The sequence below is a fragment of the Stutzerimonas urumqiensis genome, assembly GCF_003640395.1.
Taxonomy (GTDB): Bacteria; Pseudomonadota; Gammaproteobacteria; order Pseudomonadales; family Pseudomonadaceae; genus Stutzerimonas; species Stutzerimonas urumqiensis.
Genome location: NZ_RBZQ01000002.1, coordinates 497,448 through 520,031 on the forward strand (window position 1 = coordinate 497,448; position 22,584 = coordinate 520,031).

General features: G+C 65.0%; 19 protein-coding genes. 6 read left to right on the plus strand and 13 right to left on the minus strand.

Annotation, left to right across the window (positions count from 1 at the left end; translation table 11 throughout):
• Positions 1–40: 40 nt before the first annotated feature.
• The 7 genes from ahpF to D7325_RS05725 form a co-directional block, all read right to left on the minus strand.
• Positions 41–1,600: an alkyl hydroperoxide reductase subunit F gene (gene ahpF, locus D7325_RS05695; protein ID WP_120994562.1), complete on the minus strand. Its 1,560-nt coding sequence runs from the start codon at positions 1,598–1,600 to the stop codon at positions 41–43.
• Positions 1,601–1,747: 147 nt separating this feature from the next.
• Entirely contained in the window at positions 1,748–2,311 is a 564-nt protein-coding gene (gene ahpC / locus D7325_RS05700; RefSeq protein WP_120994563.1) for an alkyl hydroperoxide reductase subunit C, read from the minus strand.
• Between the two features lie 138 nt (positions 2,312–2,449).
• Positions 2,450–3,424: a Nudix family hydrolase gene (locus D7325_RS05705; protein ID WP_120994564.1), complete on the minus strand. Its 975-nt coding sequence runs from the start codon at positions 3,422–3,424 to the stop codon at positions 2,450–2,452.
• Positions 3,421–4,050 (minus strand): glutathione S-transferase family protein, encoded by a 630-nt coding sequence (locus tag D7325_RS05710; RefSeq protein WP_245962017.1) that lies wholly within the window; start codon positions 4,048–4,050, stop codon positions 3,421–3,423. The genes D7325_RS05705 and D7325_RS05710 overlap by 4 nt, the downstream gene beginning before the upstream one ends.
• A 53-nt stretch (positions 4,051–4,103) precedes the next feature.
• Positions 4,104–5,321, minus strand: a complete 1,218-nt coding sequence (gene argJ / locus D7325_RS05715; RefSeq protein ID WP_120994566.1) for a bifunctional glutamate N-acetyltransferase/amino-acid acetyltransferase ArgJ — start codon at positions 5,319–5,321, stop codon at positions 4,104–4,106.
• 147 nt (positions 5,322–5,468) lie between these two features.
• A complete protein-coding gene (gene secA / locus D7325_RS05720) occupies positions 5,469–8,207 on the minus strand; it encodes a preprotein translocase subunit SecA (protein WP_120994567.1) in 2,739 nt (912 codons plus the stop codon).
• Positions 8,208–8,311: 104 nt separating this feature from the next.
• A complete protein-coding gene (locus tag D7325_RS05725; protein WP_120994568.1) occupies positions 8,312–9,232 on the minus strand; it encodes a M23 family metallopeptidase in 921 nt (306 codons plus the stop codon).
• Between the two features lie 81 nt (positions 9,233–9,313).
• Between D7325_RS05725 and D7325_RS05730 the strand changes: the two genes are divergently transcribed.
• The 4 genes from D7325_RS05730 (at position 9,314) to D7325_RS05745 (ending at position 11,342) form a co-directional block, all read left to right on the plus strand.
• Positions 9,314–9,772: a DUF721 domain-containing protein gene (locus tag D7325_RS05730; RefSeq protein WP_120994569.1), complete on the plus strand. Its 459-nt coding sequence runs from the start codon at positions 9,314–9,316 to the stop codon at positions 9,770–9,772.
• 14 nt (positions 9,773–9,786) lie between these two features.
• Entirely contained in the window at positions 9,787–10,614 is an 828-nt protein-coding gene (locus D7325_RS05735; RefSeq protein WP_120994570.1) for an SDR family oxidoreductase, read from the plus strand.
• Positions 10,615–10,695: 81 nt separating this feature from the next.
• Entirely contained in the window at positions 10,696–10,956 is a 261-nt protein-coding gene (locus D7325_RS05740) for a YebG family protein (RefSeq protein ID WP_120994571.1), read from the plus strand.
• Between the two features lie 104 nt (positions 10,957–11,060).
• The gene (locus tag D7325_RS05745) at positions 11,061–11,342 is read left to right on the plus strand and encodes a DUF3509 domain-containing protein (protein WP_120994572.1); all 282 of its coding nucleotides are present in this window, start codon (positions 11,061–11,063) and stop codon (positions 11,340–11,342) included.
• A gap of 109 nt (positions 11,343–11,451) precedes the next feature.
• Here D7325_RS05745 and D7325_RS05750 read toward each other — a convergent pair whose 3' ends face one another.
• From D7325_RS05750 to D7325_RS05770, 5 genes are all read right to left on the minus strand, one after another.
• Positions 11,452–14,067 (minus strand): LuxR C-terminal-related transcriptional regulator, encoded by a 2,616-nt coding sequence (locus D7325_RS05750; RefSeq protein ID WP_120994573.1) that lies wholly within the window; start codon positions 14,065–14,067, stop codon positions 11,452–11,454.
• A gap of 151 nt (positions 14,068–14,218) precedes the next feature.
• Positions 14,219–15,580, minus strand: a complete 1,362-nt coding sequence (locus tag D7325_RS05755; RefSeq protein WP_120994574.1) for a DUF1329 domain-containing protein — start codon at positions 15,578–15,580, stop codon at positions 14,219–14,221.
• Positions 15,581–15,694: 114 nt separating this feature from the next.
• Positions 15,695–17,470, minus strand: coding sequence for a DUF1302 domain-containing protein (locus D7325_RS05760; RefSeq protein WP_120994575.1), 1,776 nt, complete (start codon positions 17,468–17,470; stop codon positions 15,695–15,697).
• Between the two features lie 458 nt (positions 17,471–17,928).
• Positions 17,929–18,420 carry a WbuC family cupin fold metalloprotein gene (locus D7325_RS05765; protein WP_245962018.1) on the minus strand — a complete coding sequence of 164 codons (492 nt, stop codon included), beginning with the start codon at positions 18,418–18,420 and terminating at the stop codon, positions 17,929–17,931.
• A gap of 2 nt (positions 18,421–18,422) precedes the next feature.
• Positions 18,423–18,980 carry a hypoxanthine-guanine phosphoribosyltransferase gene (locus tag D7325_RS05770; RefSeq protein WP_120994576.1) on the minus strand — a complete coding sequence of 186 codons (558 nt, stop codon included), beginning with the start codon at positions 18,978–18,980 and terminating at the stop codon, positions 18,423–18,425.
• A 186-nt stretch (positions 18,981–19,166) separates the two neighbouring features.
• Here D7325_RS05770 and upp point away from each other — a divergent pair, with 186 nt between their 5' ends.
• Both upp and D7325_RS05780 read left to right on the plus strand, forming a co-directional pair.
• Positions 19,167–19,805, plus strand: a complete 639-nt coding sequence (upp, locus tag D7325_RS05775; protein ID WP_120994577.1) for a uracil phosphoribosyltransferase — start codon at positions 19,167–19,169, stop codon at positions 19,803–19,805.
• A 2-nt stretch (positions 19,806–19,807) separates the two neighbouring features.
• The gene (locus D7325_RS05780; protein WP_120994578.1) at positions 19,808–21,070 is read left to right on the plus strand and encodes a uracil-xanthine permease family protein; all 1,263 of its coding nucleotides are present in this window, start codon (positions 19,808–19,810) and stop codon (positions 21,068–21,070) included.
• A 56-nt stretch (positions 21,071–21,126) separates the two neighbouring features.
• Here the strand turns inward: D7325_RS05780 and D7325_RS05785 are convergent, their stop codons facing one another.
• The gene (locus D7325_RS05785; protein ID WP_120994579.1) at positions 21,127–22,512 is read right to left on the minus strand and encodes a S8 family peptidase; all 1,386 of its coding nucleotides are present in this window, start codon (positions 22,510–22,512) and stop codon (positions 21,127–21,129) included.
• Positions 22,513–22,584: the final 72 nt, after the last annotated feature.

Genomic DNA, 22,584 nt, shown 5'->3' on the forward strand with positions numbered 1-22,584 from the left:
GCAGCCTTGCGGCATGCTGCGTTCGGTGACCGCCCTGGGGTCAGGCGTCGGAGCGAATCAAGTGATCGAAGGCGCTGAGCGAGGCCTTGGCGCCCTCGCCCACCGCGATCACGATCTGCTTGTACGGCACGGTGGTCACGTCGCCCGCGGCGAAGATGCCGGGCAGCGAGGTCTGACCGCGCGCATCGACGACGACCTCGCCGCGAGGGCTGAGTTCGACCGTCCCCTTGAGCCAATCGGTGTTGGGCACCAGGCCGATCTGCACGAAGATGCCTTCCAGCTCGAGCGAGTGGAACTCACTGGAGTTGCGATCCTTGTAGGCCAGGCCGACGACCTTCTGCCCGTCGCCCTTCACCTCGCTGGTCAGCGCGCTGGTGATGACTTCCACGTTCGGCAGGCTGAACAGCTTCTTCTGCAGGACGGCATCGGCACGCAGCTGGCTGTCGAACTCGATCAGGGTGACATGGGCCACGATACCGGCCAGGTCGATCGCCGCCTCCACGCCCGAGTTGCCGCCACCGATCACCGCCACGCGCTTGCCCTTGAACAGCGGGCCGTCGCAGTGCGGGCAGTAGGCTACGCCACGGCCGCGGTATTCCTGCTCGCCGGGCACGTTCATTTCACGCCAGCGCGCGCCGGTGGCCAGGATCACGGTCTTGGCCTTCAGCTCGCCGCCGCCGGCGAACCGGATGGTATTGAGGCCGCCCGGCTCGGTGCAGGGCACCAGTGCCTCGGCGCGTTGCAGGTTCATGATGTCGACCTCGTACTGACGCACGTGCTCTTCCAGCGCGCGGGCCAGCTTCGGTCCCTCGGTCTCCTGGACGGAGATGAAGTTCTCGATCGCCATGGTGTCCAGCACCTGACCACCGAAGCGCTCCGCCGCGACGCCCGTACGGATGCCCTTGCGTGCAGCGTAGATGGCGGCCGACGCGCCCGCCGGCCCACCGCCGACCACCAGCACGTCGAAGGCGTCCTTGGCGTTGAGCTTCTCGGCGTCACGGGCAGCGGCACCGGTGTCGATCTTGGCGAGGATTTCCTCGACGCCCATGCGGCCCTGGCCGAACAGCTCGCCATTGAGGTAGAGGCTGGGCACCGACATGATCTGGCGCTCGTTCACCTCATCCTGGAACAGCGCACCGTCGATGGCGACGTGGCGGATGTTCGGGTTGAGCACGGCCATCAGATTCAGTGCCTGAACGACGTCCGGGCAGTTCTGGCACGACAACGAGAAATAGGTTTCGAAGTTGAATTCGCCTTCGATGGCCTTGATCTGTTCGATCACGTCGGCTTCAAGCTTCGACGGGTGGCCGCCGACCTGCAGCAAGGCCAGCACCAGCGAGGTGAATTCATGGCCCATCGGGATGCCGGCGAAACGCAGGCTGATGTTTTCCCCGGGGCGGTTCAACGAGAACGACGGGGTGCGTGCATCGGCGCCGTCGGTCTTCAGGGTGATCTTGTCGGTCAGGCCGACGATGTCTTGGAGCAGGCCGTGCAGCTCGCGGGATTTGTCGCTGTCATCGAGGGACGCGACGATCTCGAACGGCTTGGTGACCTTTTCCAGATAGGCTTTCAACTGGGTCTTCAGGTTGGCGTCCAACATGAGCGCTGACTCCCGTTTTCGAATTTCAGAGACGACGACGCCCGGCCGGGTTGCGACCGGGCGTCTCTTTCACCCGGACCCATCAGGGAGCCCAAGGTGCGAAACAACAGGCTGGATGGGTCGGCCTGTGCCGACCCGAAGCCGTCGTCAGATCTTGCCGACCAGGTCCAGGGACGGAGCCAGGGTCGCTTCGCCTTCCTTCCACTTGGCAGGGCAGACTTCGCCCGGGTGGGCGGCGACGTACTGAGCGGCCTTGACCTTGCGCAGCAGGTCGGACGCGTCACGGCCGATGCCTTCGGCGGTGATTTCGACGGCCTGGATGATGCCGTCGGCGTCGACGATGAAGGTGCCGCGGTTGGCCAGGCCCTGGTCTTCACGCAGCACTTCGAAGTTGCGGCTGATCTGCATGGTCGGGTCGCCGATCATGGTGTACTGGATCTTGCCGATGGTCTCGGAGCTGTCGTGCCAGGCCTTGTGGGTGAAGTGGGTGTCGGTCGACACGGAGTAGATTTCAACGCCCAGCTTCTGGAACTCTTCGTAGTGATCAGCCACGTCGCCCAGCTCGGTCGGGCAAACGAAGGTGAAGTCAGCCGGGTAGAAGAAGAACACGGACCACTTGCCCTTCAGGTCGGCCTCGGTCACTTCGATGAATTTGCCGTTCTTGAACGCCTGGGCTTTGAAAGGCTTGATTGCAGTGTTGATGACAGACATCACGTCACTCCTTTGCTGTTGAGAATAGCGGGTCGAAATTTAACGCTGCCTACCTTAACCGATGAAACCGACCCGTGTGATTGATTGCGGGAATGGGATCGATTGGGTTGCTCTATCCCTGGCCCGGCAGCCGTGCGGCTAGTGATCGACCGGCGATCGGAGGCTTGGTTCAGCGGGCCAGAACTGCCGAATCGCCGCGACCCCCTGGGCGCCGCTGTACCAGGCGCGCATCAGGTCGCCTGGGCCGAGCCCACCGAGCAGGTAGACCGGTCGATCGAGGTGGCGAACCCATTCGGCGGCCTGTGCCCAGCCGATCGCGCCGGCGTGCGGGTGGGTCTCGGTCTGGCATACGGGCGAAAGCGTCACGAAGTCCACGTCCAGCGCCACGGCACGCGCCAGCTCGGTGGCGTCGTGGCAGGAGGCCCCGAGCAACCGGTCGGAGGGCAGCGGACGCACGCCTTTCGGTAGCTGGTCGAGCTGCGCTGCCGTCAAGTGCCAGCCGGCGCGGGGAAAGTCGCTCGCCCATGCCAATGGCCCCTTGAGCATCAGGGTCGCCCGATCGCCACAACGCTCCATCACGAGCCCGGCCAGCCGCCGATAGGTGGCCTCGTCCACATCCGGCAGGCGGAGCTGAACGAGCGTGATCCCGGCTTCGATCGCACGCTCCACGCCGCGGAGCAGCTCGTTTTCGGCGAGTCGTTCCGGCGTGATCAGATAGCGATCCGGGAGCTGCGCGGCGCGCACGATCGGCGTGTTGGCCTGCGGCACCTCGTAGTCGGACAGCGCATGCGGCGCCACCCAGACCAGCGGCTGGCCTTCGGCACCATGCGGCTGCCCCTCGAACGCTTCGACGAGCCAGACATCGAGCAGGACCTGTTTGTCCGGGTAATCGTGAGAAATCTGGATCAGCGGCCGCGCACGGGTCACGCGAATGCCGAGCTCTTCGTCCAGCTCACGCGCCAGCGCCTGCTCGACCGACTCGCCGGCCTCTACCTTGCCACCGGGGAACTCCCAGAGGCCGCCCTGGTGCTTGTCCAGCGGCCGCCGCGCCAGCAGGACGCGTCCGCTGGCATCGCGGATCACCGCGGCGGCCACATGAACGCGACGACTCAAAGCGTCTCCCGCTCCAGCAGGGCAGCATCATGCCAGCGCTTGAAGGCGGGCCACTCGTAGATGGTCTTCACGTAGCTCGCGGCCGGCCCGTCGAGCTCGACGCGATAGGCCTTCAGCCGCGCCGCAACCGGCGCATAGAAGGCGTCGGCGATGCTTGCGCGCCCGAACAGGAACGGTCCGCCGTCACCGAAGCGTGCGCGGCAATCGGACCAGATCGCAACGACACGGGCGATGTCCGCGCGACAGTCCTCGCCGAGCCCGGCCAGGGCCTGGTCGCGCTTGAGGTCCATCGGCAGCTGGCTGCGCAGCGCCGTGAACCCGCTGTGCATCTCCGCGCAGATCGACCGTGCGAGCGCCCGCGCATAGGTATCCAACGGCCAGAGACCGGCCTCGGGAAAGCGCTCGGCCAGGTATTCGGCAATCGCCAGGGAGTCCCAGACCGGGCCCTGTTCGGTGACCAGCACCGGCACACGCCCGGTCGGCGAATGGGCGAGCAGCTTCTGGCGGCTGTCGGGCTGATAGAGCGGAATCCGGATTTCCTCGAACGGCTGGCCCGTGAGTTCGAGCGCAAGCGCCGCACGCAGCGACCAGGACGAGTAGTTCTTGTTGCCTATGACGAGTTTCACGGCGGCATTCTCCAATGACCGCCGCGTCGTGCCGCGGCGGATGCCCAGGGCGGTCAGGTACGGTATTCGGCGTTGATCCGCACGTACTCGTGCGACAGATCGGTCGTCCAGATGGTCTCGCTGCTGGTACCGCGACCCAGCTCGATGCGGATGCACAGCTCGGCCTGCGCCATGACCCTCGCCCCCTGCTCTTCGGTATAGGTCGCGGCACGCCCGCCCTTGCTGGCGATGCACAGGTCATCGAGATAAACGTCGATCAGGCCGACGTCCAACTGCGGAACACCGGCGCGCCCCACGGCCGCCAGAATGCGGCCCCAGTTCGGGTCGGAGGCGAACAGCGCCGTCTTGATCAGCGGCGAGTGGGCGACCGCGTAGGCGACGTCCAGGCATTCCTGCTGGGTCGCGCCGCCATCGACTTTGACGGTGACGAACTTGGTCGCCCCTTCGCCATCGCGCACGATGCCCTGCGCAAGCTCCATCGCCACGTCGAAGACGGCCTGCTTCAAGGCGGTGAACAAGGGGCCGGACGCCTGGCTGATTTCCGGCAATGCGGCCTGGCCTGTGGCGATCAGCATGCAGCAGTCGTTGGTCGAGGTGTCGCCGTCGATGGTGATGCGGTTGAAGGATTTGTTGGCGGCGTCGCGCAAGAGGTCCTGCAGCACGCCCTGCGCGACCTTCGCGTCCGTGGCGATATAACCGAGCATCGTCGCCATGTTGGGGCGAATCATGCCCGCGCCCTTGGAAATACCCGTCACGGTGACGGTCACGCCGTCATGCTCGAACTGCCGGCTGGCACCCTTGGGCAGGGTGTCGGTGGTCATGATGCCGGCGGCGGCTTGCGCCCAGTTCGTCTCGCTGAGGTCGGCGAGCGCGGCGGGCAGGGCCGCTTCGATCTTCTCGACCGGCAGCGGCTCTCCGATCACACCTGTGGAAAATGGCAGCACGGCGCCTTCGTCCACCCCGGCCAGCTCGGCCAGCCGGGCACAGGTGCGCTGCGCCGCCACGAGTCCAGGCTCACCGGTGCCGGCATTGGCATTGCCGGTGTTGGTCAGCAAGTAGCGAACCCCGCCATGCACGCGCTTCTTGGCCAGGATGACTGGCGCGGCGCAGAAGGCATTGAGCGTGAACACCCCGGCCACGGTGGCGTTTTCCGAACAGCGCATGACGACGACGTCCTTGCGCCCGGGTCGCTTGATTCCCGCCGAGGCGATGCCGAGCTCGAAGCCGGGGACCGGATGCAGGGTAGGAAGAGGGCCAAGACCGACAGCCATGAAAGCGCTCCTTTTACAGGTGAACGAATGCAGCGTCGCGAGAGAAGAACGCCGCGAGCGGATGAACCGTCGCGGCGCGCGGATAGAACCTGTCGGGCAATCGACCTGATACGGAGGCCTGCGTTCGGCAGGCCTCTGCAAAACGATTCAGCCGATCTGCCCGTGGCAGTGCTTGTATTTCTTGCCGGATCCGCACGGGCAGGGTTCGTTGCGGCCGATCTTGTGTTCCGTGCGCACGGGAACCGCCGTCACGGCAACCTCGCCGGCGGGTTCGGCCTGCTCGGCCGGCTGGTCGAGCGGCGCCACTTCGTCGTGCTGGAACTTCATCCGCTGAGCGAGTTGCTCGGCTTCGCGGCGCAGGCGGGCCTCTTCCTCGGCCGGGTCCTCGCGGCGGATCTGGACGTGGGAAAGCACACGGATGGCGTCACGCTTGATCGACTCAAGCAGCTCCTGGAACAGCGCGAAGGACTCGCGCTTGTATTCCTGCTTGGGGTTCTTCTGCGCATAACCACGCAGGTGAATGCCGTGGCGCAGGTGATCCATCGTCGACAGGTGATCCTTCCAGGCATCGTCGAGCACGCGCAGGACGATCTGCTTCTCGAAGGTGCGCAGCGCTTCGGCGCCAGCGAGGTCTTCCTTCTCGTGGTAGGCCGCGACCAGGTCCTTGAGGATGCGCTCGCGAAGTACTTCCTCGTATAGGCGCTCGTCCTCGTCCAGCCACTGCTGAACCGGCAGGCGCAGGCCGAAATCGCTGTACAGCGCCGATTCGAGACCGGCGATGTCCCACTGCTCCGGCAGCGACTGTGGCGGAATGTACTCGCTGATGGCGGCGCTGAGCGCTTCTTCGCGGAAGGTGGCGATCGTCTCGCCGATGTCGCCGGCCGCCAGCAGGCTGTTGCGCATGTGGTAGATGACCTTGCGCTGCTCGTTGGCGACGTCGTCGTACTCGAGCAGCTGTTTGCGCATGTCGAAGTTGCGCCCTTCGACCTTGCGCTGCGCCTTCTCGATGGCATTGGTGACCATGCGATGTTCGATCGCCTCGCCGGATTCCATGCCCAGCGCCTTCATGAAGTTCTTCACCCGGTCGGAGGCGAAGATGCGCATCAGGCTGTCTTCCAGCGAGAGGTAGAACCGGCTCGAACCCGGGTCGCCCTGGCGCCCGGCGCGGCCGCGGAGCTGGTTGTCGATCCGACGCGATTCATGCCGCTCGGAGGCGATCACGTGCAGGCCCCCGGCTTCGATCACCTGCTGGTGGCGCTTCTGCCAGTCGGCCTTGATGCGCGCCGCCTTTTCTTCGTCCGGCTCTTCCAGAGCGGCGACTTCGACTTCCCAGTTGCCGCCAAGCAGGATGTCCGTTCCGCGACCCGCCATGTTGGTGGCGATGGTCACCGCGCCCGGACGACCGGCCTGGGCGATGATCTGCGCCTCCTTGTCGTGGTACTTGGCGTTGAGCACCTGGTGCTCGATGCCCTCTTCCTGCAGCAGGCGGGACACATATTCCGACGTTTCGATCGAGGCGGTACCGACCAGCACTGGACGCCCCTGCGCCTGGCACTCCTTGATGTCGGTGATGATCGCCTTGTACTTCTCGCCCTGGGTCAGGTAGACGAGGTCGTTGTAGTCCTTCCGGGCAATCGGCCGGTTGGTCGGAATGACCACCACCGACAGGCCGTAGATCTGCTGGAATTCGAACGCCTCGGTATCGGCGGTACCGGTCATGCCGGCCAGCTTGTTGTACAGGCGGAAGTAGTTCTGGAAGGTCGTCGAGGCGAGCGTCTGGCTCTCGGGCTGGATGGGCAGCCCCTCCTTCGCTTCGATCGCCTGATGCAGGCCTTCGGACAGGCGCCGCCCCGGCATGGTGCGGCCGGTGTGCTCGTCGATCAGCAGCACCTGGTTGTTCTGCACGATGTACTCGACGTTGCGATGGAACAGCTTGTGCGCGCGCAACGCGGCATAGACATGGGTCAGCAGCCCGAGGTTGTGTGCGGAATAGAGGCTTTCGCCTTCGCCCAGCAGACCGGCCTGGGTCAGCAAGGTCTCGATGAATTGATGGCCCTGCTCGTTGAGCTCGATCTGGCGGGTCTTTTCATCGACGCTGAAGTGACCTTCCTGGGTCTCGACACCTTCTTCCCCCTCGATGTGCGGCTTGAGCTGGGGAATCAGCAGGTTGATCTGCTGGTAGAGCTTGGAGCTGTCTTCGGCCTGGCCGGAGATGATCAGCGGTGTCCGTGCTTCGTCGATGAGGATCGAGTCCACTTCGTCGATCACGGCGAAATTCAGTTCGCGCTGGAATTTGTCCTCCAGACTGAAGGCCATGTTGTCGCGCAGATAATCGAAGCCGAACTCGTTGTTGGTGCCGTAGGTGATGTCCGCCGCGTAGGCGGCGCGCTTTTCCTGCGGCGGCTGGAACGGCGTGACGATGCCGACCGACAGACCGAGGAACTCGTACAGCGGTCGCATCCAGTTGGCGTCGCGCCGTGCCAGGTAATCGTTGACCGTGACGACATGCACGCCCTTGCCGGCCAGTGCGTTGAGGTAAACGGCGAGCGTCGCCACCAGCGTCTTGCCTTCGCCGGTTCGCATTTCGGCGATCTTGCCCTCATGCAGCGTCATGCCGCCGATCAACTGCACGTCGAAGTGGCGCATGCCCATCACCCGCTTGCCCGCCTCGCGGCAGACCGCGAAGGCCTCCGGCAGGATCTGGTCCAGGGTTTCACCCTTGCTCAAACGCTCCTTGAAGGCTTCGGTCCTGGCACGCAGCTCATCGTCGGACAGCGCTAGCATCTGTTCTTCGAGCGCATTGACGGCCTGGACCGCCTTCTGCATGCGCTTGACCTCGCGCTCGTTCTTGCTGCCAAAGACCTTTTTCAACAGGGGGGAAAACATATCGGCAAAGACTTCCATTCTGCGGATGGAGAGCACGGGCACAGAGGGCCGCAGCCGTGCAAAGGGGGCATTCTACTCGGAAACGCCTGTCGGGAAAGCGGCGCTCAGTCCTCGCTCGGAGCCTGCGCCAGGAAGGTTGCGGGATTCATCGGACGACCGCCTTTGCGCACTTCGAAATGCAGATGCGGACCGGTCGAGCGCCCGGTACTGCCCAGCTTCGCGATCACCTGGCCGGGCTCGACCAGATCGCCGACCTGCACGAGATTGCGCTGGTTGTGGCCGTACAGCGTGGTGTATCCATCGGCATGGCTGATCTCGACGACGTTGCCGTATCCCGGCGCCCGCTCCGCGCGCGTCACCACGCCCGCGGCGACGGCCAGGATGTCGCTGCCCGGCTCCCCGGCAAAGTCCATTCCCTTGTGCACGCTGGCGCGGCCTGTCAGCGGGTCGCTCCGCCGGCCGAACGGCGAGGAGACGAAACCGTCACGCACCGGACGCCGCGAGAGCGTTTCGGCTTCGGTGATCTGCCGATAGGCGAAGACCTGCTGGAGCACATCGAGTTGCTGCTCACGGCTGTCCAGTTGCAGCGTCAGTTCGTCAAGGGTCTCCTCGAATGTAGCTGGCTGATATTGAACACCGCCCAGCGGCTCGGCCGGACCACCCTGCCCGACCGCCAGGGAGAAATCGAACTCGCTGGCATCCAAGTCGGCGATTTCGGTCAGGCGCGCACCGAGCGCATCCAGACGGGTGAGCCTGGCCTGCAACTCGGCAACATGGGTGGCGAAGGCCTCGAGCTGGCGCTGGGCGTCACGCCGGCTGCTGGTCAGCTGTTCCAGCTGCTGGCTGAGCACCCGGGTCGCCGCGTCGGGCTGCGGCGCCTGGATCGACGGGGTCAACCACGAACCCAGGGCGATGCCGGCCGCCAGGGTCGCGCAGGTGAACAGGCCCGCCAGCGACGCGATCAGCCGCAGGTTGAGGCTGATCGAACGTGACGCACCGCGGCGGCTGAGCACGATGATGTGCATGGATTGTTCTCTCCGTTCGTTCGGCACCGGGCCAATGTCGCTCTGCTAACATTCAGCCCCGCTTCGGAAACCGGTTTCGTCATGAATCGTCGTCCCCCGCCAGCCCGCCAGCCCGCGACATTGCTGCGCGAGGCCCGGCCACTGAAGGCACTGTTCGGTGAAGCGCAACGTCTCGATCGGCTCCAGCGCCTCGTCGAGGCCCAGCTGCAAGCCGCCGCGCGCGAGTATTGCCGGGTCGCATCCTGGCGCGAGGGCATCCTGCTGTTGATCGTGACCGACGGACACTGGGCGACCCGTCTGCGCTACCAGCAGAACCGCCTGCTCCGCCAACTTCGGACATGCGAGGAATTCGCGACCTTAGCGAAGATTCAGTTTCGCGTGCAACCGACCTCCGGCACCAACCGTGCGCCCGATCGCATACCGCGGCGCTCGGATGCCGCCGCGCAGAGCCTCGAGGAAGCCGCCGAAGGCATCGATGACCCGAAGCTGCGGCAGGCGCTCCAGCGATTGGCCCGTCATACGCGCCCCTCTACGGACTAGCACAGGGAACGAACATGGCAAGTCGAGTCATCTTGATCACCGGGTGTTCCAGTGGAATCGGGCGAGCGCTGGCCGAGGCCTTCCGAGAAAATGGCGACCAGGTCTGGACGACCGCTCGCAAGGACGCCGACGTGCAAGCCTTGAACGCCGCCGGATTCGAGGCGCTGCGGCTCGACGTCGACGATCCGGCGGCCATCCGGGATGCCCTCGCCCAGATCGAGCGGCAGGCCGGACGGCTCGATGTGCTGATCAACAATGCCGGGTACGGCGCGATGGGGCCCTTGCTGGACCTCGACGCGGCGGCCCTGCAACGCCAGTTCGCGACGAACGCAGCCGCTCCGGTTTCGATGGTGCGCGCCAGCTTCGATCTGCTTCGCCGCAGCCGCGGCCTGGTAATCAATATAGGCAGCGTCTCGGGTGTGCTGGTCACGCCGTTCGCCGGCGCCTACTGCGCATCGAAGGCGGCCATCCATGCCCTGAGCCAGGCACTGCGCATGGAGCTGCGGCCGTTCGGCATTCGCGTCATGGAAGTCCAGCCCGGCGCGATCGAGTCGCGCTTTGGCGAGCATGCCAGCGACGAAGCCGGCAAGGCCTTGCAAGCCAACTCCCCCTGGTGGCCGTTGCGCGATCAGGTCGCCGCACGGGCCGGCGCTTCGCAGCAACAGGCGACACCCGCACGGCACGTCGCGCAGGCGGTCGTCCGAGCCACCCGAGACCGGCCGCCGCGCATCCTGCGCATCGGTCGCGGCAGCCGACTGCTACCGTTCATGGCCCGCTGGCTGCCGGCACCTTTGGTCGAATCGCTGTTATGCAGACGATTCGGCCTCGACCAAAGGCTTTGATCAAGCGCTTGGCAGCCCGCCGGCAAATCCTTAAGCTGTATGCCCATACAGTGATGGCACGACAGGAAACCGAGGTGACCGATGGCCGTAGAAGTGGTGTACCGCAGCAGCAGAGACCCGGAGCGCTTGTTCATGGATAAAGCTGAAGCAGATCGTCACGACAAGATGCTCGAGCTGGCCGAAGCGCTCGGCGCTACGCTCATGGCGGCCGTTCCGTCACTCAGCGAGCAGCAGGCCGAGGATGTCGGCATCTTCATGGCCAAGCACCGCGAGCACTTCGCCAAGGCCTTCAAGCAGAATCTGGAGGCGCTGGCGGAGCTGTCGCAGCCCCCGTCCAGCTGAGGCCAGTGCGCGGTCCTGTCGCACCGCCGAACGGCATGCGTTTGACGAACTTGTGGCCATCATGGGCAGTCAATTGCTGGCAGCCATACCCTGGGGGTAGCCCTATGAAGAGCCCATTTCAGATGATCAGCGATGCCTTCCAGCCTCGCTATCGCGTGAATTTCAGTATCGACAAACCGGACGGCAGCATCTTGCTGACGCTTTCGGATGACAACGGTGCGGCCGTCAAACGCTACATCGCGCCCGGCCAGTGGAAGGATCGCGAGAAGCTGCAGCGCCTGATTGCCAGCCTGAGCGCTACCCTCGCGATCGAGCAGGACGACACCTCCGCCCACGCCGTTCAGGCCCTGCGCAACGCTCGGTCCTCGCATTCGCTCCAAGCCTGACGCGTCCCCGCCGCCACACAAAACAACAACAAGAACCCGTCTCCCTCGCTTGCGGCCAGCCCGTCGAGCCGAAGCACCCCTGCCCGCCCTCTATCTGCCGACGAACCGATCAAAGCAGAGCCAGGCTCTTCGCCCGAGCCACCGCCTGGGTGCGACGAGCGACCCCCAGCTTGGTGTTGATCCGCCGCGCATGGGTCTTGACCGTATGCAAGGAAATGAACAGCTGCTCGGCAATCTCCTGGTTCGAGCAACCCTGCGCGATCAGCCGAAGCACCGTCAGCTCCCGGTTGCTCAGCACCAGGTCATCGGCAGTCGCGACGGGCTCGTCGATGTCGCGCTCGTAATGCTGCAAGCGCTCGTGAAGGGTTTCGTCCTTGTTGCCGAGCACACGCGCCAGCCAGCCAGGTTGCCGCTGCTGCAATTCGTAAAGGGGTTTGACGAGCTTTCGCCTGGCCGCCTCGGTCAATGCCCGACGCAGTTCGGTGTCGGCCTCGCTCGCCCTGCCCGCCATCAGCAGCGCCTCCGCCAGGGTGAACCGGCTTTCGCAGGCCAGGCACAGCCGCTGACCGAGCATGCTCTCGGCGATCAAGGCCTGAAGGCGGGTGATTGCCAGCTGCGGATGGCCTTCGAGCATGTCCACGACAGCCCGGTAGCGCTGCAGGCGCGGCAACAGTTCATAGAAGCCTGACGGCGCCAGGAAATCGCCTGATTCGTACAGCTCGGCCACCAGCTCGAACGCATTGCGCGCCTTGATCAGCTCCCCTTGATTCAGCCAGGCCAGGCCGGTGGCGAACTGGAGAATGCCGCGAAAACGCGACTCCGGCACATGACGCCATTGCATCATGCGCTCGGCCTCGCGCAGCCAATGATAGGCAGTCGGCATGTCCTGGTTGCGAATCGCCAGCTCGCCGAGGCCCAGGTAGCCGAAGAACGCGTAGGAGTCACCGCAATTTTCCGTCTCGGCCCGCCCTTCTTCGTAGGCTTGCCGCGCCTGCTCGTCGAGCCCCTGGTAGGCGAGCAGGTGGCCTTGCAAAAGCTTCAGCCGGCCCAGTATCGGGCTATGACGGACGCTGTCGCGCAACGAAACGAAGGCCTGATCGAGCACACCCACCGCCCGGCTGAATTCACCGGTGATCTCCAGCAACTGGACCCGATCGACGGTCAGCATCACTTCATACAGCAGGCTGCCGTTGAGCCGGGCGAGCTTCATGCCTTCGCTGTTGTAATGCAGCGCCGGATCGATGTCGCCCTCGGCCATCGCCTGCTGGGTAAGCGCCTGGTAGCAGAGCACCCTCTGGGCCCATGAGTGATCGGTCAGCACCTCCAACGCCTGCAGGCAGTGTTCGCGCGCCGAGGGCTCGCCGCGCAACCGCGCAAGAAAGCCGCGCAAGGCCTGCCAGTGAGCCAGCAACAAGGCCTGGCGGCGCGCATCAGGCCGCGGGAAGAACTTGGCGAGATTCGCCAGGCATTCATCGACCTCATCCAGCCGCGCACAGATGATCAAGGCCCAGCCATGCAGCACGATCAACCGGGTGGTGCTGGCGAACAGCGCCTGGGGCAACTCGGCGCGCCAGCGGAGGAAATGCGAGACGTTTTCGCCGATCAGCAACTGCTCCTGCCCGAAACGCTGCAGGTAGTTCGCCGCCACCTCCGACTGGCCCGCCCAGAGGGCATGTTCCACGGCCTCGCGCATCTCGCCCTTGCTGGCGAACCACTGGCAGGCGCGCAGGTGCACCTGGGTTGGCAGAACCGCCTCGGGCAAACGCTGCAACAGCTGTGCGAACGGTCGCCAGAGGCGGAACCACTCGCCGCAGCTATCCAGCTGGCGAATGAACAGTTGCCGGGATTTCAACTGATCGAGCAGGCCGGTCCCTGCCCCATCGAGCACATGCTCGCAAAGCGCAGCGGAGAAGCGAGGCATGCGCGCCAGCACGAACAGCGCATGGCGGATGTCCTCGGCCACGCCATCCAGCACCTCACGATAGATGTAGTCGCGCAACAGCGGCGTCCCCGCCGCGAGCCGCTCACGCAAGGACTGTTCGTCGGCATTCAGCAGAAGGAGGCAGACGCCTGCGAGCCAGCCCTCCATGCACTGCGAGAGATCGCGGAAGGTGTCTTCGGGCAGTCGCAAGCGATGGAGCCCCAGCAGGAGCCGCAGCTCCGCCTCGGTAAGGGCGAGCGCCTCGGCCTCCAGCTCCAGAAGATCACCCTGCAACAGCAGGCGCGGCAGCTTCCAGTCCGGCAGGCGGCGGCTGGTCACCCACCAGGCAACGGTGTCGGGGCCACTGACCAGCATCGCGTCCAGACAGGCGTCGAGCTCGGGGCTCGGGTCCCTCGGGTAGTCGTCGAGCATGATCCAGCAGGGTCCGGGCGCCTGCGCGAGCAAGCGCCGCAGGCTGGTCTGCACGTCCGGACCGGCGTCGGGCAGGCGGCCGAATGCCTCGCACAGCTGCTCATAAAGTTGCTGCGGCGAACAGGCGGATCCAGCCAGATCGAGCCACACGACGCCCGTCCCGGCTGGCACGGCCTTGGCACAGGCCTTCATCAGCACGCTCTTGCCGAATCCGGCCGGAGCGCAGAGCAGGCGCAGGCGGCAGTGGGTCGTGAGCAGTGGCTCGATGAGCCGGGATCGTTCGATGTATTGCGGCGGAAGTCGCGGGCCAGCCATCACGGTAGGCGCGGCGTTGGCGGCAGCGATGGCACCCAGTGGTGAACCTGCGGACATGGCAACGGCTCTCTCTTGTTCGACTCCGGTGCGGGCCGGAGCTGGGCTTCACCCCTTTGAGCTAATGGCCGAAAAGTATCACCTAACCCAGCGGTCGAACAAAAAAAGGCGGCCGTATGGCCGCCTTATCTAACCAACTGATGACGCGGGATCAGCGAACCCCGGCATTACGCAGCGCAGCGGGCGTGAAATCCCGAGCGGAGGCTTCGTAGCCGTACTCGAAGGGCTCTTCCTCGTTGCTCATGCCGATGGCCAGATAACGACCGGCGATGATGTCGTAAAGCGCCTCGAAGGCATACGCCGGCACCTTCTCCGGGTAATGCTGCAGCAGGTGGGCTTCACCGACGCGCCACAGTTGGCCACGACCGTCATAAAGCTCCGACTGGGCGATGATCCAGCTGTCCTCGTCGACGTAGAACTTGCGCTTGGCGTAGATGTTGCGCTCACCTTCCTTCAGGGTCGCCTCGACTTCCCAGACGCGGTGCAGTTCGTAGCGAGCCAGATCCTGATTGACGTGACCGGCTTTCAGGATGTCCTCGTACTTCACGTCCTTCGAGTTGATCTCGTAGCTGTTGTACGGAATGAACATCTCGCGCTTGCCGATGAGCTTCCAGTTGTAGCGGTCCGGCGCGCCGTTGAACATGTCGAAGTTGTCCGACGTACGCATGCCATCGGCGGCCGTGCCCGGACCGTCGTAAGCCACCTGCGGCGCGCGACGAACGCGGCGCTGACCAGCGTTGTAGATCCAGGCCTGGCGCGGTTCCTTGACCTGGTCGAGCGAGTCGTGAACCAGCAGCACGTTGCCGGCCAGACGCGAAGGCGCCGTGACCCGCTGCTTGAAGAACAGCAGGGCGTTCTTCGAATCTTCCGGATCCAGGTCCTTCATTTCGCTGGGAAACGCGACTTCGTCCTCGAAGTGCACCAGGGTGTAGCTGCCGTCGGTCTGGGGCGTCGCCTGCACGATGTTGCGACGCACGTTGCCACCGCGATAACGCGTGATGTGGTTCCAGATGACCTGCAGACCGTTTTCCGGAATCGGGAAAGCGTAGTACCGGCTATCGGCGAAGTTCGCGAGGCCGTTGCCGCCCTCGACCAGCTGGGTGTTCAGGGCGCTCTTCTTGGCCGCTTCGTAGATGCGATCAGGTACCGCCGCGCTGCGGTGCGTCTCGAATACCCGCATCTTGTAGGTTTCGGGGTAGCGCTTGAACATGGCGATCTGGCCCGCGGACAGCTTGTCCTGGTACTGCTCGTAGTTCTGCGCGGTGATCACGAACTTGGGCTGCTCGCCCTCGAACGGGTTGGTGATGTGACCGTCCTCGAGAGGGGCCGCATCGACCGGCAGGCCGCCGGTCCAGGCCGGGATGGTGCCCTCGGCGTTGCCGGCCATCTCGGCGCCGAGCGGGGTGAGGGTCGTTCCGAGCTTGGCCGCTTCCTCCGGAGAGACCGCGGCCGTCACGCTGCTTGCCAGCAGGGAGAGAGCCAAGACACTGAATAGTTTTCTTGTTGTTTTCATACGATTGCAGTTCCTCGTGATTCGGGATTGCGACGGTTGCCGTCACTCATCGCCCGCATCCAGACCGATCCATATCGGCGGAAGGATGCGGGCGCTGTACTACAGACTGCCTCCTTAGAAGTTGACGCCCACGCTGAAGGCGAGGAAGTCGCGATCGGTCAGGGTGTTGTAATCGCCACCGAAGAAGTCGGTGTAGGAAAGACCGGCGGTGTAGGTGTTCTGGTACTCGGCATCGACACCGATGCTCACAGCCTTGGAGCCTTCGTTGAAGACCGGCCCGTAGCCATCGACATCGTGCGAGAACGAGACGTTCGGCGTCAGGTTGATACCGGCGAACACGTTGCTGTAGTTGGCCAAGGCACGCAGGCGATAGCCCCAGGAGTTGGCGGTCGTGAAGCCGTCGTTTCCGTATTCCGGGGTATCCAGGCCATAGATCGAGTCACGGCCGTAGCGAAGCTCGCTCTTGCTCTCCAGTCCGCCAACATGGGTGTAACCGATTTCACCCACCAGCGTCACACGACCGGCACCCAGCACCTGATCGATGAAGTGAGTGAAGGTGGTTTGCAGCTGGGTGACTTCCTTACGGTTGTAGCCGCGCTGCTCCACACCTGCCTGCGCCAGCGCGGCCGGCACGCCACCAACCGCAGCAGCACCCGCCACACTACGCGCCAGCCGGCCCGTCATATCAGTCGTATTGATCTGGACCGGCATGTTCGGCCGGTAGCTGATCTCGCCGGACCAGGCCGTGCCGGTAGGCAGCGTCGTCGCAAAACTGGCGCCATACAGCCGGATGTCCTCGGGGTATTCAAGGAAGTATTCGCCATTGCTCAGCAGGATCGGGCTGGCAAGTGCCGGGGTGCGCAGTGCAGCGGTAATCGCTGCAGCATTCGCATTGCGCATGCTCAGGTTCGGAGTGCGGCTGTGGTAGTTCATGAAGTAGACGCCGTACTCGGCAGCGTCTGCCAGCCAACGGAACGCGACACCGTACTGGCCGGAGTCACGAGCGTCCCTATCGCCGCCCCGACGGACAAGCAAGCCTTCTTCCTCTACGTTGATGCCAAGTGCTGCGCGAGCAGGGGCCGGTATAGCCAGCAGGGTGTTAACGGTGGCCTCGTCGAGGATGTTGTAATTCATGTCGCAACCATCGGCGACCACGTCGGCGCCGGCGAAGAAGGTGCCGCAGTTGTCGACGATCGTCTGATCCCACTCCAACTGGTAGAAGGCTTCCATGCTCAGCTGGTCGGTCAGGCTCTGCGACACGTAGAGCATGTTGACCGGAATCAGGCCTTCCTTGATCTCGGCGCCAGGACGACGGAACGCCGCCGCGTCGAGCGGGTTGATCGCATTGATGCTGTTGCCGATGAAGGTGCTCTCACCCCAGCTCACGACCTGGCGGCCAATACGGACGGTGCCCGGCAGGTCGCCCAGGTAGTAGTTGTGGTAGAGGAAGGCATCGAGGATTTCGGCGCCGGAGGACTGCGCGGCTTCCTTGCGGTTGCTGTCGCTGATGTCCTTGAACAGCCGGCTCTCGTCCTTCAGCTCGAAGTCGTACCAGTACTTGCCACGGATAAACGCCCCGCTATCCCCATAGCGCAGCTCCAGATCGTGAACACCCTTGAAGATCTTGGAGAAGGTCTCGCCCTTCTCGAAGTTCAGGCGGCCGTCGTCACCGGTCTGCGTGTAGCCGGTGCCCCCGTTCGCGGAGCCGACCAGATCCATGTCGGGATCGTCCATCGCCCAGCTCGCCCCCACGGAAAGCGCGGAGTCGAACTGCCCCTCGATTTCCCCGATGTTGAACGTGACGGCATACGCCGGGGCTGCGGTGCCCAATGCGATGGCGATTGCGAGGGTTTTCGGCTGGAAAAATCCCTGCCTTCTTTTTGTTGTCATGCGGCGCTCCTGGGTGGTTCCAAAGTGCCCTAACCGTAACGAGGTGGTTACCGACGGTTAAGCGCACTAAGGTTTGATTTCTTTTGTAATCCTAAAGAATGAATGCCCTTCCCGGCAGGGCTCTCCAGCGGGCATTAATGCCACCCTGAAAGGCCGCGGGTAAGCTCAGCCTAGCCGCGAATGTCACCGACGCAAAGCCGCTCGGCACCTTTGCCCTGAGCAGGCCGTCGCAACAACGACACAAATCCGTAGCAACGCTGCGCAAATGCCCCGGATGCGCAGGCTAGAGCGCCCGAAGCGAAAGAACGGAAGCGCCTTCCGCTTGCCCGCCACAGGCGTTACCCCGGCGCTCGCATGGCACCAAAGGAAACAATCGGGCGGGTACGGCAAGGGCGTGGCGTCGCGGTCATAAACCGCACGGATAGCCAGGCATTCAGGCGCCGGAGTTGGACGAGGTATCAGTCGAACAGCACGCGCAGTTCGGCCAGAAAGGTCGCCGCCCGAGGCTCGCCCTCTGCGGGAGCCCAGGGCGCCTGCTCACCTTCGGCCAGCGGAAGGTACGGCCCGGCCTTGCATTCCAGCAGGACGGAATCGGCTTCGAGCGTGACCAGCGCGTGATAGAGGCCGGCCGGAATATCCACGCCCAGGCAGCCGTCGGCGGCGCCCAACGCGCGACAGGCCGTGACCGCTCCCGCCGCGTCGAACAGGACCACGCCCACCCGCCCCCTGAGCAGCGTCAGCATCTCGGCCTTTTCCGGAGCCAGATGCCGGTGCGGCGCGACATAGGTGGACGGCTGCAACCCCATCAGCAGGCGCTGACAGGGCTCGGCGTGTGAACGATGAAGAAGATGGTGGACACGCTGCCGCTCGCTGCGGCGCGCTTGCTGGGTCAGGCGGTCGAGAAGCGCGTCGTCGAAGAACACCGGCGCGACAGGCTCATCGCCGCCCACGCTCAGAGGCCCTTGACCGCGTAGATGCCGGCGGCGTTACGCCAGTAGCCCTTGTAGTCCATGCCATAGCCGAAGATGTAGCGATCGATGCAGCTCAGCCCGACGAAATCGGCCTTCAGGTCCGGGCGCGCCTTGCGCTGGTGGTCCTTGTCGATCAGCACGGCGGTATGTACTGCCGCGGCGCCGGCATGGCGGCAGAAGTCGATGATGGCGCTCAGCGTGTGCCCTTCATCGAGGATGTCGTCGATGATCAGCACGTCGCGGTCGATGAAGGAGATCTCCGGCTTGGCCTTCCAGAACAGTTCGCCGCCGCTGGTTTCGTTGCGGTAACGGGTCGCATGCAGGTAGGACAGCTCGAGCGGGAAGGCGAGCTTGGGCAGCAGCTTGCCGGAAAAGATCAGCCCCCCGTTCATCACGCAGAACACCACCGGATTGCGGTCGGCCAGGGCGCCGTTGATCTGCCCGGCGACCTTGTCGATCGCCGCCTCGACCTGGGCTTCGTCGTAGAGGCAGTCGGCGTCAGCCATCACCTGGCGGATATGAGCGAGATCGACGGGCATGTGGGCACTCCAGCTTGGGACGGAACAGGCGCCTGGAAGCCGCAAAGCCCCCTGCGATGAAGGGGCGCGACGATAGCGGCGCAACCCGCGCGCGACAAGACCTTCCGTCGACGCGGCGGAAATAGCCGGTCACGGGTCGATGCTTTAATCTAGCCCGGTTTTTCGCCCGCCCGGAGCCCACGATCCATGCCCATCAAAGAGATCCGCCACCCGCTGATCCGTCACAAGCTCGGCCTGATGCGACGCGCCGACATCAGCACCAAGAATTTCCGGGAGCTGGCCCAGGAAGTCAGCGCCATCCTGACGTACGAAGCCACCCGCGACCTGCCGCTGGAGTCCTACAGCATCGACGGCTGGTGCGGCCCGGTCGAGGCCGAGAAGATATCCGGGAAGAAAATCACCGTCGTGCCGATCCTGCGGGCGGGCATCGGCATGCTCGACGGCGTGCTCAGCCTGATCCCGGGCGCGAAGGTCAGTGCGGTGGGCATCGCCCGTAACGAGGAAACGCTGCAGGCGCACACCTACCTCGAGAAGCTCGTTCCACAGATCGAACAGCGGCTGGCGATGATCATCGACCCGATGCTCGCCACCGGCGGCTCCATGGTCGCCACCATCGACATGCTCAAGCGCGCCGGCTGCCGCGACATCCGCGCGCTGGTACTGGTGGCCGCGCCCGAGGGTATCGCCGCCGTCGAGAAGGCCCATCCGGACGTCATGCTCTATACCGCCTCGATCGACCAGCGACTCGACCAGAACGGCTACATCATCCCGGGGCTGGGCGATGCCGGCGACAAGATTTTCGGCACCAAGCAGAAGGACGTCTGAGCATGTCGCAGGCCCCGCAGGACCCGACCTGGCGCCAGATCCTGGCCGGTGCGCAGATGCTGTTCGTCGCCTTCGGCGCTCTGGTGCTGATGCCCTTGATCACCGGCATGGACCCGAACGTCGCGCTCTTCACCGCCGGCCTGGGCACCCTGCTCTTCCAGCTCGTCACCCGTCGCCAGGTGCCGGTGTTTCTCGCGTCCAGCTTCGCCTTCATCGCGCCGATCATCGCCGCCAAGGGTGAGTACGGCCTGCCTGCCGTGCTCGGCGGCGTGATGGCGGCGGGCCTGGTCTACGTGCTGCTCGGCGCCGCCGTGCGCGTCAAGGGCGCAGGCTTCATCGACCGCCTGCTGCCGCCCGTCGTCATCGCGCCGGTGATCATCTCGATCGGCCTGGCACTGTCGCCGGTGGCCGTGAACATGGCGATGGGCAAGGCCGGCGACGGCAGCGCGCAGCTGATTCCGTACGAAACCGCCATGCTGATCTCGATGCCTGCCCTGCTGACGACCCTGCTGGTCGCGGTGCTGGGCAAGGGGCTGTTCCGGCTCGTGCCGATCCTCGCCGGCGTCGCGGTCGGTTACGGGTTGTCGTTCGTCTTCGGCGTCGTCGACACGACCGGGATTCGCGCCGCCGCCTGGATCAGCATGCCGGCGTTCGTCGCGCCCGAGTTCAACCTCGGCGCCATCCTGTTCATGGTGCCGGTCGCGCTGGCACCGGCCATCGAGCACATCGGCGGGGTCGTCGCGATCGGCGGGGTGACCGGTCGCAACTACATCAAGGACCCAGGCCTGCACCGCACGCTGCTCGGCGACGGCCTGGCGACCTCCGCGGCTGGTCTGTTCGGCGGCCCGCCCAACACCACCTACGCCGAGGTCACGGGCGCGGTGATGCTGACCAAGAACTACAACCCCAAGATCATGACCTGGGCGGCTGTCTTCGCCATCGCGCTGGCGTTCATCGGCAAGTTCGGGGCGGGCCTGCAGAGCATCCCGGTGCCGGTCATGGGCGGGATTCTGTGCCTGCTGTTCGGCTCGATCGCCGTGGTCGGCCTGAGCACGCTGATTCGCCATCAGGTCGACCTTTCCGAGGCGCGCAATCTGATCATCGTCTCGGTCACGCTGGTCTTCGGCATCGGCGGCATGGTGTTCGGCGCAGGCGACTTCGCCCTCTCGGGCATCTCCCTGTGCGCGGTCGCGGCGCTAGTGCTCAACCTGCTGCTCCCGGGCGGCGGCACCTGGGGCGCCGCGGCACGCCAGCTCGAATCCTGACGACGGCTCTGGCGAAGAAAGCCCCGCCTACCAGACCGCGGTGCGGGGCTTTGACGCTAGCGACAAGCCAACTCCTTTCGAATACGCGACACATCGAGGCGGCGACCCTGCTGGACCTTGCCAACCAGCTGCGGGTCCTTGACGGCCAGCCGCAGTAGCGCGTCGCGAATCTGAATGGCACTGGCACAGGGATTGAGCGACGCATAGAGCGCTGCCGCACCGGCCACGTGGGGCGCGGCCATCGAGGTGCCACTGAGATACCCGTAGCCGGCACGCGCGGCGCTCACCGGCACCGTGGAGGCGATGTCGACGCCGGGCGCGGCCAGATCGACGGAGCGGACGCCGTAGTTGGAAAACGCCGCCAGGCTGCCCGTCGGTTCGATCGCGGCCACGCTGATGACGTTCGGCAAGTCGTAGCTCGCCGGATAGCTGGGCGTCTGGTCGAGATTCAGCGCCTCGTTGCCCGCTGCGGCGATGAACAGGATGTTCGCGTCGCCGGCCGCCTTGATCGCATCCCGCAGCGCTCTGGAATACCCGCCGCCACCCCAGGAATTGTTGACGGCCACCAGCTGGATCCGCTTCGTCCGCTTCAGCTGCGTCAGGTACTGGATGGCGCGGATCGCATCGGCGGTGGTGCCACCCTCCGGCCCGAGGAATTTGGCGGTGATCAGATGAGCCGAAGGGCAGACGCCCATCACCCCCATGCGGTTGTTCGCCGCGGCGGCGATGATGCCCGCCACGTGAGTGCCGTGCAGATCGGCCAGGCCGGCATAGACGCGCGACTGCCCGGTGGTGAAATCCCACCCATTGATGTCGTCGACCAGGCCGTTGCGATCATTGTCGCGGCGGTTGATCGTCCGACCCTCGCCGGGATTCACCCAGGCATTCGCCCGCAGGTCCGGGTGGTCGATCATCACGCCCGTGTCGACGACGCCGACATGCACCGCGGCGGAGCAGCGCTGGCGCATGTTCCATGACCAGAGTGCGCCACTGCCGTAGGGATGGGCCGGCGAGGTCGTCGGGCCCTGCATGTTCCAGAGCAGCGTCAGGCCCGGATCGTTCGGATTGACCACCTGGCGCTTGTAGATCCAGTTCGGCTCGACGAACTCGACGGCCGGGTCGTCGCGCAATTGACGCAGAAGCTTCGCATCGATGCGTCTGCCGGCGCCCAGGTGCAGGCGGGCGAGGTCGCCCTTTCCGTCGCGTCGCTCGAGCTTGGTGCGCAATCGCTCCAGCGCACGCGCCCGGCTCTTGCGCAGCACGGCGGTCTTGGACGACTCCGGTGCGCTCGCCCGGTATTGCACGATGAGCTCGCCGCGCACATAGGGCTCGCCGGCCGCCAAGGCCGCATCGACCCCTTCGGCCGACGTGCCCGCCTGGGCCGACCCGCACAGCCATCCGGCGGCCACCGCCAGCGCCGCCCGTTGAAAACGTCCGATCATCCCGACACCCTCTGCGCCAACCCGCGCCGGAGCCAGCTCTACCGGCGCGACCGCTCATGCGGCTCTGGCGCT

Bases quoted from the DNA above. Each gene is read 5' to 3' on its own strand.
- ahpF (WP_120994562.1), bottom strand. From the start codon at position 1,600: ATGTTGGACGCCAACCTGAAGACCCAGTTGAAAGCCTATCTGGAAAAG.
- ahpC (WP_120994563.1), bottom strand. From the start codon at position 2,311: ATGTCTGTCATCAACACTGCAATCAAGCCTTTCAAAGCCCAGGCGTTC.
- argJ (WP_120994566.1), bottom strand. From the start codon at position 5,321: ATGGCTGTCGGTCTTGGCCCTCTTCCTACCCTGCATCCGGTCCCCGGC.
- secA (WP_120994567.1), bottom strand. From the start codon at position 8,207: ATGTTTTCCCCCCTGTTGAAAAAGGTCTTTGGCAGCAAGAACGAGCGC.
- D7325_RS05725 (WP_120994568.1), bottom strand. From the start codon at position 9,232: ATGCACATCATCGTGCTCAGCCGCCGCGGTGCGTCACGTTCGATCAGC.
- D7325_RS05730 (WP_120994569.1), top strand. From the start codon at position 9,314: ATGAATCGTCGTCCCCCGCCAGCCCGCCAGCCCGCGACATTGCTGCGC.
- D7325_RS05735 (WP_120994570.1), top strand. From the start codon at position 9,787: ATGGCAAGTCGAGTCATCTTGATCACCGGGTGTTCCAGTGGAATCGGG.
- D7325_RS05740 (WP_120994571.1), top strand. From the start codon at position 10,696: ATGGCCGTAGAAGTGGTGTACCGCAGCAGCAGAGACCCGGAGCGCTTG.
- D7325_RS05745 (WP_120994572.1), top strand. From the start codon at position 11,061: ATGAAGAGCCCATTTCAGATGATCAGCGATGCCTTCCAGCCTCGCTAT.
- D7325_RS05750 (WP_120994573.1), bottom strand. From the start codon at position 14,067: ATGTCCGCAGGTTCACCACTGGGTGCCATCGCTGCCGCCAACGCCGCG.
- D7325_RS05755 (WP_120994574.1), bottom strand. From the start codon at position 15,580: ATGAAAACAACAAGAAAACTATTCAGTGTCTTGGCTCTCTCCCTGCTG.
- D7325_RS05760 (WP_120994575.1), bottom strand. From the start codon at position 17,470: ATGACAACAAAAAGAAGGCAGGGATTTTTCCAGCCGAAAACCCTCGCA.
- D7325_RS05770 (WP_120994576.1), bottom strand. From the start codon at position 18,980: ATGCCCGTCGATCTCGCTCATATCCGCCAGGTGATGGCTGACGCCGAC.
- upp (WP_120994577.1), top strand. From the start codon at position 19,167: ATGCCCATCAAAGAGATCCGCCACCCGCTGATCCGTCACAAGCTCGGC.
- D7325_RS05780 (WP_120994578.1), top strand. From the start codon at position 19,808: ATGTCGCAGGCCCCGCAGGACCCGACCTGGCGCCAGATCCTGGCCGGT.
- D7325_RS05785 (WP_120994579.1), bottom strand. From the start codon at position 22,512: ATGATCGGACGTTTTCAACGGGCGGCGCTGGCGGTGGCCGCCGGATGG.